The organism is Streptomyces sp. NPDC048462 (assembly GCF_043200175.1).
Classification (GTDB): Bacteria; Actinomycetota; Actinomycetes; order Streptomycetales; family Streptomycetaceae; genus Streptomyces.
In genome coordinates, this window is the sequence record NZ_JBICXG010000001.1 from 1 (window position 1) to 13,566 (window position 13,566).

Sequence of the window (13,566 nt, forward strand, 5' to 3'; positions counted from 1 at the left end):
AGGAGGATCGGGATGTCCGCAGGCAGCCGGTCGGTGTGGTTCGTGCTGGTGATGATGAGTGGTGCTTGGGCGTCTTCGACCATGTAGGTGATGCGGTCGGTGGGGTATTCGGGGTCCAGTGGTACGAAGGCGGCGCCGGCTTTGAGGATGCCGAGGAGTGTGGCGATGAGTTCCGGTGAGCGGTCGAGGCAGACGGCGATCAGGGTGTCGGGGGTGATGCCCGTATCGCGTAGGTGGTGGGCGAGCTGGTTGGCGTGCGCGTTGAGCTGCGCGTACGTCCACTGCTCGGCCCCATGCGTCAGCGCGATGGAATTCGGATCCGTTGCGACGCGGTCTTCGATGAGCTGGTGGATGGTCGCGGTGTCCGGGTAGGGGCCGGTGGTTCCGTTCCAGTCGACCAGGATCTGCCGGCGCTCGGCCTCCGTCAGCATGTTCAGCTCGGACAGGCGGGCGTCAGGCGTGGCGGCGACGGAGGCGGCGAGGGTGGCCAGGTGGCCGGCCATCCGCTCGATCCGCGCCCGGTCGAACAGATCCGTCCGGTACTCCAACACGGCCCGGAGACCGTCCGACGACTCGACCGCGGTCAGCGTCAGGTCGAACTTGGCCACACCCCGTTCGATATCGACCGGCTCGACGTCCGCGCCCGCCAGGTCCCACGCCTCACCGTCCGCGCTGCCCGGCGCCTGAAGGACGAACATGGTCTGGAACAGCGGGTTGCGCGACAGATCCCGTTCCGGCGCCAGCTCCTCCACCAGCCGCTCGAACGGCAGGTCCTGGTGGTCGTACGCGCCCAGGGCCGTGTCCTTGACCCGGTCGATCAGCTCGCCGAAGGTCGGGTCCCCGGACAGGTCGGTCCGCATCACCAGTGTGTTGACGAAGAAGCCGACGACATTCTCGATCTCGGCCCGGTTGCGGCCCGCGATCGGCGTCCCCACCGCGATGTCGTCCTGGCGGCCGTAGCGGGCCAGCACGACCTGGAACAACGACAGCAGCGCCATGAACAGGCTGCCGCCTCGCCGCCCCGCCGCCTCCCGCAGCCGCTCCGCCACCTCGGCCGGTATCTCGAAGGTGACCACGTCGCCGGCGCCGCTCGCGTGCGCCGGACGCTGACGGTCCGTCGGGAGCTCCAGCGGGGTGGCGCGGGCCAGGCGTTCGCGCCAGTACCCGAGCTGCCGCTCCAGTGCCGCCCCCGTGAGCCGGTCGCGCTGCCAGACCGCGAAGTCCGCGTACCGTAGCGGCAGTTCGGGGAGCGATGTCTCGCGCCCGGACAGGGCCGCCGCGTACAGCTCGCGGAGTTCGCGCGCCAGGATGCCGGAGGACCAGCCGTCCGACACGATGTGATGTGCCGTCAGGAGTAGGTAGTGGTCGTCGTCGGCGAGGCGTACGACGTCGGCCCGCAGCGGCCGGCCCGCCGTGAGGTCGAAGGGTCGCTTCGCCTCGGTGCGCAGCACCTCGCGGCCTCGCGCCTCGGCGTCCGCGCCGTCCCCGCTCCGCAGGTCGTGCACCGAAACGGCCACCGGCCAGGGCGCGTTGATCTCCTGCTGCGGCGTACCGTCGTCACCCGCCGCGAATGTCGTCCGCAGCACCTCGTGCCGGGCCACCAGGCCGGACAGCGCCTTCTCCAGCGCTGTGACGTCGAGGGAACCCCGTACCCGCAGTGCCGTGGGCACCAGGTAGTCGGCGCTGTCCGGGGTCAGACGGTCCAGGAACCAGAGCCGCTGCTGTGCGAACGACAGCGGCAGCGGTCCGGTGGCGCCTGCGTCGGCACGTACGATCCGGTCCGCGTCCGCACGGCGGCGCATCCGGGACAGTAGCCGTGCCTCGATCGAGTTCTCGCCCATGATGGTGTCTGTCCTCTGCTATTCGGGTGGGCAACGGGTCTCTGCGCGGGGACAACGGGTCCCTGTGTGAGGGGCATGGGGCCGCTGGAGTCAGGACGCCTGTTCCTGTGCGTCGAACAATTCGATGAGCTGGTCCTTGACGCCGCTGACCGTCGGCGCCTGGAAGAGTCGGCGCAGACCGATTCGGACCCCGGTCACCGCCTCGACGCGATTGACGAGCTGGATGGCGAGGAGGGAATGCCCGCCGATGTCGAAGAAGCGGTCGTGGATTCCGACCCTCTCGCGGCCGAGCACCCCGGCCATGATGTCGGCGAGCTCCGCCTCGATGTCGTCGCGGGGCGCCACGAACTCCGCCTTGGTGTCGGCCTCCTCCGGGGCCGGCAGAGCGGCGTGGTCGACCTTGCCGTTCCGGTTGAGGGGGAGCTCCGGCAGTTCCACGAACGCGGACGGCATCATGGCCCGGGGCAGTCGCTCGGCCGCCCACGCGCGCAGCGTCCCGGCGTCCGTGTCCGCCGTGCCGGAGCCCGGCGGGGGTACGTGATAGGCGACGAGGCGTTTGTCGCCCGGGGTGTCCTCGCGGACGGTCACCGCGCACACCCCGACCGCGTCATGGGCGAGCAGGGCCGCCTCGATCTCGCCCAGCTCGACCCGCACACCGCGCAGTTTCACCTGCCGGTCGAGGCGGCCGAGCAGGTCCAGTTCGCCGTCGGGGGTGAAGCGGCCGACGTCACCGGTGCGGTACATGCGGCCGCCGGTGAACGGGTCCGGTACGAAGCGTTGCGCGGTGAGTCCGGGTCGCTCGTGGTAGCCGCGCCCCACGCTGTCGCCGCCGAGGTACACCTCGCCCAGTACCCCGGCCGGTACGGGCCGGCGGTCCGGGTCGAGCACGTACACGCTCTGGTTCACCATGGGCCGGCCCGCGAGCACCTGGCCCCGGGGGTCGGTGCGCGAGGCCCGCCAGTACGTGGTGTCGACGGAGACCTCCGTCGCCCCGTACAGGTTGATCAGGTCGCCGCCGGGGAAGCGGTCGAGGAAGCGGGCCACCAAGGTCGGCTGGAGGGGTTCGCCGCTCGCGAAGGCGTAACGCAACTGCGCGCAGTCCTCCGGCGCCGCCTGTGCGACGAACATGTCCAGCAGGCTCGGCACGAAGTGCAGGCCGACCACCCGGTGGGTGCGCATCAGGCGGGACACCTCGGCCATGTCCAGCCGGTCGGAGCCGGGTACCAGGACGACCTTCGCGCCCTGCCACAGCGGCCAGAAGATCTCGTACGCCGACACGTCGAAGGACAGGGGCGTCGCCTGGAGGAAACCCTCGCCCGGCGAGATCGGGAACGCGTCCTGCATCCCGGCCAGGTAGTTGACGACCCCCCGGTGCTCGATGCGGACCCCCTTCGGCCGCCCGGTCGAGCCGCTGGTGTAGATCAGGTAGGACAGATCGCCCGGTCCCGCGACGGGTTCGGGCGCGGTGACCGGGAGCGAGTCCGGCAGGTCCGGGGCGCGGTCGACGGCCAGCAGGACCGGGCCCCCGGACAGCAGGCCGGCATGCGCGGTGTCGGTCACGACCAGGGGCGCGCCGGAGTCCTCCACCAGGTAGGCCAGCCGCTCCGCCGGATGCTCCGGGTCGAGCGGAACGTAGGCGGCGCCGGCCTTCAGGATGCCGAGCAGCGTCCACACCAGGGCGGGTGAGCGCTCCAGGCAGACGCCGACCGGGACGTCCGGTCCGATCCCCGGCTCGGCGCGCAGCCGGTGCGCCAACTGGTTGGCGCGTTCGTCGAGTTCGCGGTACGTCAGCTCATCGGCGCCGCATACGACGGCGACGGCGTCCGGGGTGAGCGCCGCGCGGGTCTCGAACAGTCCGTGCAGGGTGGCCTCGGCCGGGACGGGCGCCGAGGTGGCGTTCCACTCGGACAGGATCCGGTGGCGCTCGTCCGTACCGAGCATCTCCAGTTCGGAGAGCGCGCTGCGCGGAGTCGCCGTCGCCGCTTCCAACAGGTGGGTGAAGTGGTCCACGAGACCTCGCGCCGTGGCCTCGGTGAAGAGGTCACCGGCGTAGACGACGGCGCCGTCCAGGGTGCCGTCGGCCGCCTCGGCGAGGTACATAGACAGGTCGAACTTCGCGTCGCGGACCGGTGATTCCATGGGCTCCGCCGTCAGACCGGGCAGGCTCCACGCGTCCGCTCCGGGAGTGTTCTGGAGCGCGAACAGCGTCTGGAACAACGGATTGCGGGACAGGTCACGGTCGGGGGCCAGCTCCTCGACGAGGCGCTCGAAGGGCAGGTCCTGGTGGTCGTACGCGCCCAGCGCCGTGTCCTTGACGCGGGCCAGCAGCTCGGTGAACGCCGGATCGCCGGAGAGGTCGGTCCGCAGGACGAGCGTGTTGACGAAGAAGCCGATCAGGTCCTCGGTCTCGGCCCTGTTGCGGCCGGCGATGGGGGTACCCACCGCGATGTCCCGCTGTCCGCTGTAGCGGGCCAGCAGCAGTTGGAACACCGACAGCAGGGTCATGAACAGGCTCGCGCCGCCGTCGGCGGCCACCGCCCTGGCCCGTGCGGCGACATCGGCGGGCACCGAGAACCGGACGACCTCGCCCTTGCCCGTCCGCTGCGCGGGACGCGCGTAGTCCGTCGGCAGCTCCAGCGGCTCCAGGCCCGCCAGGCTGTCCCGCCAGTAACCGAGCTGGCGTTCCAGCGGTGCGCCGGTCAGCCAGCCACGCTGCCACAGCGCGTAGTCGGCGTACTGCACCGGCTGCGGCGGCGGGACCGGACCCTCACCCAGGGCCGCGGCGTACAGCGCCGACAGGTCACGCACCAGCACGCCCACCGACCAGCCGTCGAAGGCGATGTGGTGCACGGTGATCGCCAGGACCGACTCCTCGTCGGCCAGCCGGACCAGCACCGCGCGCAGCATCGGGCTGGCGGTGAGGTCCACCGGGCGCAGCGCTTCCTCGGCCAGGACAGCCGCGCAGGCGTCCTCCCGGGCCCGGTCGCCGGTGACGGCGCGCAGATCCCGTAGCAGCACGGTCACCGGCCCCTCGGGGGAGATCGACTGGACCGGGGAGCCCGCATCGTCCGTGCCGAACCGGGTGCGCAGGATCTCGTGGCGGGCAACCAGCGCGGTCAAGGCGGTGTCGAGGGCGGCCACATCGATCGGACCGTGGACGCGGAAGGCGAACGGCAGCAGGTACTCGGCCCGGTCCGGCTCCAACTGGTCCAGGAACCAGAGGCGTTGCTGAGCGAAGCTCAGCGGTAGCGGGGCGCCGTCGCGCGGCACTGCGGGGATGCGGGAGACCCCGACGTCATCGAGGTCCGCCACCGCGGCGGCCAGCAGCGCCGGGGTCGGCGCGCTGAACAGGGCCCGTACGGGGACGTCCACACCCAGCCGCCGGCGCAGCCGCGACACGACCCGCGTCGCCAGCAGCGAGTGGCCGCCCAGCGCGAAGAAGTCGTCGTCCATGCCGACGGTGTCGATGCCCAGCACCTCCGCCCACACCTCGGCCACCGTCCGCTCGGTCCCGGTGCGCGGGGCGGTGTACGCGGCGCCGAGCTCGGGACGGTCGGAGGCGGGCGCGGGCAGCGCGCGGCGGTCCGTCTTGCCGTTCGGGGTGAGCGGGATGCGGTCCAGGGGCACGAACGCGGCGGGGATCATGTAGTCCGGCAGGTCGCGACGGAGGTGGGCGCGCAGCGCGTCCGTCCCGACGGGCGGGTCCGCGACGACGTACGCCACCAGGCGCGGGTCGCCCGGCAGGTCCTCGCGCAGCACAACGGTGGCGAGCGCGACCGACGGGTGGGTGAGCAGCGCCGCCTCGATCTCACCGGGCTCGATGCGGTAGCCGCGCAGCTTGACCTGGTTGTCGCCCCGGCCGACGAACTCCAGGTGCCCGTCCGGATGCCACTTCGCCAGGTCACCGGTGCGGTACACGCGTCGCGGTGTGCCGTCCAGCGTGACGACCGTGAACTTCTCGGCGGTCAGCTCGGGCCTGCCCAGATACCCCCGGGCCAGGCCGGGGCAGCTGATCCACATCTCGCCCGGGACGCCCACCGGGACGGGCCGGCCGTGGCGGTCCACCACGAAGACCTTCGCGTTGGCGACCGGGCGCCCGATCGGCACATGGTCGCCGGGGCCGGTGATCCGCGCCGTCGCCGCCTCCTGCGCCGCCTCCGTCGGCCCGTAACCGTTGACCAGCGGCACCGAGGTGTGGCGGAACCACTGGCGTACCTGCTCGCGCGGGAGTGCCTCGCCGCCGAGCCGCACCAGCCGCAGCTCCGGTCCGAGGGAGGCGGGCCCGTCGAGCTGGGCGGCGAGCGCACCGAACGCCGACGGGGTCAGCCAGGCCACCGTCACCTCGTTGGTGCGCAGCGCCTGCCCCAGCATCCCCGGGTCCCACGCGTCGTCGCGCAGTACCAGGGAGGCGCCCGCGGTGAGCGGCGCGAACAACTGCCCCACCGAGGAGTCGAAGGAGATCGACGCGAACTGCAGCACCCGGTCCTCACAGGTGAGGTCGAGCCGGCGCCGGGTCTCCCGCATCCGTGCGCGCAGGGCGCCGTGGGTGATCTGGACGCCCTTCGGGCGGCCCGTCGAGCCGCTGGTGTAGATGACGTACGCGAGATCGTCCGGCCCTGCCCCGGGGGCGGTGGCGTCACCGGGGCGGGCGGGTTCCGGCGGCCAGGAGTCCTCCAGCAGCAGGAGCGGTGTGGCGGTGGGGAGCCGCTCGGCGTGCGAGGACCGGGTGACGATCAGCGGGGCCCCGCTGTCCTCGACCATGTAGGCGAGCCGCTCGCTCGGATACGTCGGGTCCAACGGCACATACGCGGCACCCGATTTGAGGATGCCGAGCAGCGCGCTCACCATGTCGGTGCCCCGGTCGAGGCAGACGGCGACCAGCGTCCCGGGACCGGCACCGCGCTCACGCAGCAGGGCGGCGATCCACTCGGCCCGCTCGTCCAGCTCGCGGTAGGTCAGATGCTCCGAACCGCAGCTGACCGCGGGGGAGTCCGGGCGTTCGGCGGCCCGGTCCTCGAAGAGCCGGTGCACGGTGACGGCGTCGGGGGCGTCGATGTCCGCCCCGTTCCACGCGGTGAGGATCTGCCGCCGCTCCGGGGCCGTGAGCATCTCCAGGGCGGACAGCCGGGCGGAGGGATCGTGGGCGGCCGCACCGAGCAGGGTCTCGAAGTGGCCGGCGAGCCGCACCATCGTGGCCTCGTCGAAGAGGTCGGTGGAGTAGACGATGGTGCCGTCAAGACCGCCGTCCTCGGCCTCCGCCGCGTAGAACGTGAAGTCGAACTTGGATTCCTGCGCGGACACGTCCAGCTGGCGGATGCTGAGGCCGGGCAACTCCCAGGAGCGGTTGGCGGGGGTGTTCTGGAGGACGAACATGGTCTGGAACAGCGGGTTCCTGGAGAGGTCCCGCTGTGGCGCCAGCTCCTCCACCAGCCGCTCGAAGGGCAGGTCCTGGTGGTCGTAGGCGCCGAGTGCGGTGTCCTTGACGCGGTCGACGAGTTCGGTGAACGTCGGGTCGCCCGACAGGTCGGTGCGCATGACCAGCGTGTTGACGAAGAAGCCGACCATGTCCTCGATCTCGGCCCGGTTGCGGCCCGCGATCGGCGTTCCCACCGCGATGTCCTCCTGGCCGCTGTAGCGGGACAGGACGGCCTGGAACACCGAGAGCAGTGTCATGAACAGGCTCGCGCCCGTGTCGTGCGCCAGTCGGCGCGCCCCGTCGGCGGTCGCGGCGGGGATGCTGAAGGTGAGCATCGCCCCGTTGCCGCTGCGCCGCGCCGGGCGCCTGCGGTCGGTGGGCAGCTCCAGCGGTGCACTGCCCGCCAACGCATCACGCCAGTAGCCGAGTTGCGAGGACAGCTCGTCGCCGGTGAGCCATTGGCGCTGCCAGACCGCGAAATCGGCGTACTGCAGCGGAGGTTCGGGAAGGCCGGCGGCGATGCCCGTGACCCGCGCCGTGTACAGGGTGGTGAGCTCTCGCGAGACGACCCCCACCGACCAGCCGTCGAAAGCTATGTGGTGGATAGTCAGGTTGAGTAGGTGTTCCTCCTCGTCCAGCCGGATCAGCAGGGCGCGGACCATCGGACCGGTGGCGAGATCCACCGGACGGAAGCCCTCGGTGTCCACGAGCGCGACGGCGGCCTCTTCCCGGGCCCCGGCACCCGCGACGGAGCGCAGGTCGTGTACGTCCAGCGGCAGCGCCCGGGGTGCGTCGATGATCTGGCCGGGGGTGCCGTCCCCGTCGGTGACGAAGCGGGTCCGTAACACCTCGTGCCGCGCCACCAGTTCCGACAGCGACGCCTCCAGAGCCGGCACGTCCAGCGGGCCGCTGATGCGCAGCCCCATCGGGATGAGGTATTCGGCCCGGCCCGGCTCCAGCTGATCCAGGAACCAGAGGCGGCGTTGCGCGAACGACAGCGGCAGCGGCCGGCCGTCACGGGCGGCGGCGGGGATCGCGGCGGCGTCCTCGGGGTCGGACGGTGCGGCCAGGGCGCCCTCGGCCGTGCCCTCGTCGATGGATTCGAACAGCCGAAGGGCCCGCTGCATGGCCTCATCGGCGAGGAACGATGCCACGCTCCCTACGGTCAGGAGAGCCGGAGCCGAAGGGGCCCGGAACTCCGAGCCGAACTCCACCGCCACCCGGCGGGCCATCTCCGCAGCCTGTTCCCCGGTGCCGCCCAGCAGGAAGAAATCGGACTCCGCCGTCTCCACCTCGGTGCCGAGAACGGACCGCCACACGGCGGCGACACGGGACTCGGCGGGCGAGAACGCACGCCCCGCGTCCCGGCCGGGGGCCGACATCGGCGGCACCATCGGATTCGTAGTCATGCGTCCACCAGTTCCTCGTCGTCGACCCGTAACGGAAGGCCCTCGGATGCTCAGCCGAATTCGATGCTCGCAGAGCGATCTTGACGAGATAACTGGTTACTTCTGCCCGCAGTACGTGGCCACTTCTGCCCGTACGCGCTGTGGCCGCCGGGGCGCAGTGCTCCGGCGGCCGCGCTCGTGCCCTGCCGTTTCCGGGCCGGTTCAGGCCCTGGCCGGGACCGGGGTCTCCTCCTGCGGCACGGTCTGCGCGGGCGCGCTCGCGGGGGCCGCCCCGATGACGTCTTCCGGGGCATCGGCGCCGGCGTGTTCGGCCTCCGTCCGCTTGCGCATTCCGTTCCATTCCCGGCTCATGCCGGGCACGGCGATGGCGACCAGGTACAGCCCGCCCACGATCCACAGCGCCGTCGACGTGCCGGTCAGGGTCACGAGACCCGCCCCCAGCAGTCCGCCGAAGGGGATGCCCGCCCAGGTGACCGCCTGTGCCAGCGTCTTGACCCGGCCCAGCAGCGGGGTCGGGATCAGTTCGTACGTCACCGCGCCCACGATCGGGTTGACGAAGCCCGAGCCCAGGCCGCCCACCGCGAGCACCGCCAGCACCAGCCACAGCGGAGCCCCCGTCGCCATCGCGGCGAACCTGGGCAGGCCGCCAAGCGAGAAGCCGATCAGGTAGACGGTGCGGCGCGGCAGTCGCTCGGCCACCCCGGCGGCCACCAGTGCGGCGATGATCGAGGTCGCGGCGAAGACGCTCACCACCAGGCCGATGGCCTCCGCGCCGTTCCCCGACTCCTTCGCCCACACCGGCAGCAGCACCGACATGAACGCCTGGTCCAGGAGGTTCGTCACCGCCAGCATGCCCACGATGGACCGCAGCAGCTTCGCGTCCCGCAGGAAGGTGGCGCCCTGGCGCAGTTGCGAGAGGTAGCCGCCGTCCTCCTCGACCGGGGTCTCGTGGGGCTCGGGCACCGGGTCGGTGAGGGTCGTCGAGACGACCAGCGCCGAGACCGCGAACAGTGCGGCGGTGATCCACAGCGCGTACAGGCTGCCGAACGCGGTGACGACCACGCCCGCGAGGGCCGGTCCGACGGTGGTCGCGGTCCGTTCGACGGCCGCCGAGAGGCCGGTGCCCCGCTCGATGGGCACGCGGGCGGCGCGGGTGGCCGAGGGCACGAAGAGCCCCTTGGCGCCGTTGGCCGGCCCGTCGGCCGCGCCGACGACAGCGAGCAGGCCCAGCAGCAGGCCGAAGGGCAGGCTGCCCGTCAGGTAGAGCAACGGGGCGGTGGCCATCGCGACAGTGGACAGGAGGTCGCCCGCCACACTGATCCGCTTGGGGCCGATGCGGTCGATGAGCGGGCCCGCCAGTGCCTGCGAGATCACGTACGGGACGATCTGGCAGAAGGCCACCAGACCGGTCTTGCCCACGCTGCCCGTGGTCGTCAGGACGAACCAGGGCAGGGCGATCGACAGCACGCGGTTCGCCGACAGCGCCGCCGCGTTGGCCGACAGCATGCCGACCAGGCCGCGCAGGACCCTGGGGCCCGGGTCCGGCGCCGGTATGCATAAGCCGTTGTCCGCCGCCGTCCCGGCGGCTGTGTGCTGAGTGGACATCGCTCTACTCCATGTCTGTGCGCTGGGTGACGTGCCGGTCCTCGCTGGTCGGGAACAACTGGAACTGGAAGGTGACCCGCGCCGCGTCCTGCGGCGCGTCCGCCTCGGCGGCCGCTGCGGCCGCCGTACGCCGGCGGAGCAGGGCGTGGATCTCCGCCGTCAGCTCCTTGGCGTCGGCGGGGGTGAGGGCAAGCGCGTAGTCACCGAAGTCCTGCGCGTCGTGCCACTCGGGCGTGAGGGAAGGGGTCGCCTCGATCGCGGCCGTCAGGGCGTCCGACCAGACCCGGCCGAGGGCCTGGAGGTAGGCGATGCCGAGCCCCTCGCTGCCGTCCAGCGCCTCGCTGTCGGGCGCGACGGTGTTCGCGTGCGCCGCCTGCCACCAGCGCTCACGCCGCCCGCCCTGTGACGGTGCCTCCGTGATGAAGCCGTACTCCGCGAGCTGGCGCAGGTGGTAGCTGGTCGCCCCGGTGTTCAGATTGAGCCGGCGGGCCACCGTGGTGGCCGTGGCCGGGCCCTCTGTCCGCAGGCTGGTGAGGATCTGGACCCGTAGCGGGTGGGCGATGCCACGCAGGTTACGGGCGGTCAGATGTACCTGGGAGGGCTGCTGCGGAAGTTCCATGCACTCAAGGTAGACCACACAGGAGTCTGTGCATAGAAAGTTGTGCACAGGAGTCTGTGCAATCCGGATCGGACCTGGGGGCCGCCGGGTCCGAACAATCACTGCCGCCACGGACCGTCACGGAGGGATGGACCTTGCATAGGCTGGGGAACATGGCCTACGAGATTCCGGTGACTCAAGCCCGAGCTGAGCTCGCCGAACTGATCAACCGCGTCGTCTACGGCGGTGAGCGAGTGGTCGTGACGCGGCACGGCAAGCCGCTCGTGGCGTTCGTGTCGGCCGCTGATCTGGAGAGACTCGAGGGCGAGGAGGCGGCGGAGCGTGAGCAGGTGATCAGCTCGGTCTCCTCGATCGGCTCCTCCCCGTCAGCTCCCGCGGAACGGCACCGCTTCGGGATCGCGGCGGAACACCGGGGGCAGCAGGGCCCCGGGAACTGATACGGGCATGCCGTGCACCCCTGCCCGCGGGGGCATGGGACGCACGGCATCGCGCGGGACGTGTCAGCCGACCGGTGCGGGCTCGCGCTCGGGTGCGGCGGCGGACTCGGCGGTTCCGGCCCCGCGGCGGCTGCCGGCCAGTACCGCGATCAGTCCCAGTACGGCCCACAGGCTGAGGGCCAGGAGCGGTCCGGCCGCCGCGTTGCCGTCGAAGAACGCGACGGACCGCAGCAGCGATCCGCCTGCGCCCGGCGCCAGCCACTGACCGATCGCGCCGACCGGCCGGGGCAGCAGTTCCGGTGCGCTGGTGACACCCGAGAAGGGGTTGCCCACCAGCACCATCACCAGGGATCCGAGGCCGATGCCCGCCGTGCCGATCAGCGCGGCGAGTCCGGCCACCGTCGCGCCGATCGCGAGCACGGTGAGCCCGAACGCGCCCGCCTCGCTCCACCAGTCGCCGGTCAGGACCCCGAGCCAGCTGTCCGTGAGCGCGGCGGCCACGATCCCCACCAGGGCGGCGACCCCGAGCAGCGCCCCGGCCGCCCGGCGGCCGCGCAGCCCCAGCAGGGTCACCACGGCGCCCGTGGCCACGCCCGCGATGGCCAGGGGCAGGATGCTCGACCCGAGGACGCTGCCGCGCGGATCCGCGGCCGGGGCCGCCACCACGTCCGTGACCCGGACCTCGGCGCCGTCCGGGGCCTGGGCGGCGACCGCGTCGTGCAGCAGCTGGGCCACCACCGGGCCCGCCGCGGTCGCGGTCAGCAGCTCGGGGCCCTTCGCGGTGACCGTGATCGCCCCGTATACGGTCCGGTGCTCGATGGCGGTGCGGGCGGCGGTCCCGGAGTTGTAGCGGTGGATCTCGAAGGCGCCGTCGCGTGCCTCCAGCTGTTCCTGGAGCCGGTCGGCGGCGGGCCCCGTGCCGACGACGCCGACGGGCAGGTCGCGCGGGGCCATCCGGGCGGCCGGCCAGGCGAAGGCCCACAGGACCAGGGCCACCACGAAGGGGATCAGGAGAACGACCGCCACCAGGCGGCGGTTGGGGGCAGCGGACATGACGCGCACCTCGATTCACATCAAAGAGAATGATCGTTCGTTTTATCTGGTGGGGTCACTGTCCCGCCGTCGCCGGACCTTGTCAAGAAGGAACGTTCGTTTTAAAGTGGGGGCATGGCTCGTGTATCCCAGGAACACCTCGATGCCCGCCGCCGGCAGATCCTCGACGGCGCCGCGCGCTGCTTCGCCCGCGACGGCTTCCACGGCACCTCGATGCAGGACGTGCTCAAGGAGGTCGGGCTGTCGGCCGGAGCCGTCTACCGCTACTTCACCGGCAAGGACGATCTGATCGCGGCCATCGCGGGGGAGGCGGTCGGTGGCGTCGTGCAGGCGTTCGAGCGGGCATCCCAGGTCGAGCCCCCGCCCACGCCCGACGTCCTGATCGGCCGCGTGGTGCGCACCCTGTTCGCGGAAGGGGTGGACGGAGGGCGCGGGCTGGAACGGCGGGCGTACGCCGGGCTGATCGTGCAGGTGTGGTCCGAGGCCCTGCGCAGCGACCGGCTGGCGGCCACGCTCGTCGAGGCCTACGAGGGGCTGCGGACGTCCTGGTCCGAGTTGGTCAGGGTGTACCGGGAGCGGGGCGTGCTCACCGCGGACGTGCCGGACGAGCGGGTTGCCCGCACGCTGATCGCCGCCGCCCAGGGATTCATCATCCAGATGGCCATGTTCGGCGACCCCGGGCCGGAGACCATGGAGGACGGCCTTCGCGGGCTCATGTCCATGGATGTGCAAAAGATCAGTTAACGCGCTGGAAAAACTTGGGCTCTAACGTGCAATACCTCGCCGCGCGGCACCGGTTCGGCATTCAACAGTCTGTTGATGAGGGCTAGTGTCACGCTGCGCCCAGGGCCGGTACTGGGCGGACGACTGTGAGGTGGACACGTGCAGCTGACCCCGCACGAGCAGGAACGTCTGCTCATTCACGTAGCCGCGGATGTGGCGGAGAAGCGCCGCGCCCGCGGACTGCGGCTCAACCACCCCGAGGCGGTGGCCCTCATCACCTCCCACCTGATGGAGGGCGCCCGCGACGGCCGTACGGTCACCGAACTGATGGCGTCCGGGCGCAAGGTGCTCAGCCGCGACGACGTCATGGACGGCATCGCCGAGATGATCCACGACGTGCAGGTCGAGGCGACCTTCCCGGACGGCACCAAGCTCGTCACCGTCCACGATCCGATCGTCTGAC

The 13,566-nt window shown here is 71.7% G+C and carries 8 protein-coding genes; 3 read left to right on the forward strand and 5 right to left on the reverse strand.

Translation table 11 applies throughout. From position 1 onward, the window contains the following. The 4 genes from ACGFU6_RS00005 to ACGFU6_RS00020 all read right to left on the reverse strand — a co-directional run. On the reverse strand, window positions 1-1,841 hold a 1,841-nt coding region (locus tag ACGFU6_RS00005; protein WP_393607007.1), incomplete at its 3' end, for a condensation domain-containing protein. 90 nt (window positions 1,842-1,931) lie between these two features. Continuing rightward, complete coding sequence (locus ACGFU6_RS00010) at window positions 1,932-8,666, reverse strand: amino acid adenylation domain-containing protein (RefSeq protein WP_393607009.1); 6,735 nt, start codon at window positions 8,664-8,666, stop codon at window positions 1,932-1,934. Window positions 8,667-8,867: 201 nt separating this feature from the next. Then, window positions 8,868-10,172 (reverse strand): MFS transporter, encoded by a 1,305-nt coding sequence (locus tag ACGFU6_RS00015; protein WP_393607011.1) that lies wholly within the window; start codon window positions 10,170-10,172, stop codon window positions 8,868-8,870. Between the two features lie 103 nt (window positions 10,173-10,275). Beyond that, complete coding sequence (locus tag ACGFU6_RS00020; protein WP_393607013.1) at window positions 10,276-10,890, reverse strand: helix-turn-helix domain-containing protein; 615 nt, start codon at window positions 10,888-10,890, stop codon at window positions 10,276-10,278. Window positions 10,891-11,042: 152 nt separating this feature from the next. Between ACGFU6_RS00020 and ACGFU6_RS00025 the strand changes: the two genes are divergently transcribed. Then, entirely contained in the window at window positions 11,043-11,327 is a 285-nt protein-coding gene (locus ACGFU6_RS00025; protein ID WP_123528567.1) for a type II toxin-antitoxin system Phd/YefM family antitoxin, read from the forward strand. A 63-nt stretch (window positions 11,328-11,390) separates the two neighbouring features. On the opposite strand, the gene ACGFU6_RS00030 is transcribed toward ACGFU6_RS00025, so the two are convergent. Then, the gene (locus ACGFU6_RS00030) at window positions 11,391-12,380 is read right to left on the reverse strand and encodes an ABC transporter permease (protein WP_393607015.1); all 990 of its coding nucleotides are present in this window, start codon (window positions 12,378-12,380) and stop codon (window positions 11,391-11,393) included. A 114-nt stretch (window positions 12,381-12,494) separates the two neighbouring features. On the opposite strand from ACGFU6_RS00030, the gene ACGFU6_RS00035 reads away from it, so the two are divergent. Then, window positions 12,495-13,124 (forward strand): TetR/AcrR family transcriptional regulator, encoded by a 630-nt coding sequence (locus ACGFU6_RS00035; protein WP_393607017.1) that lies wholly within the window; start codon window positions 12,495-12,497, stop codon window positions 13,122-13,124. A 138-nt stretch (window positions 13,125-13,262) separates the two neighbouring features. Next, complete coding sequence (locus ACGFU6_RS00040; protein WP_123467820.1) at window positions 13,263-13,565, forward strand: urease subunit gamma; 303 nt, start codon at window positions 13,263-13,265, stop codon at window positions 13,563-13,565. The last annotated feature ends 1 nt before the right edge of the window (window position 13,566 follow it).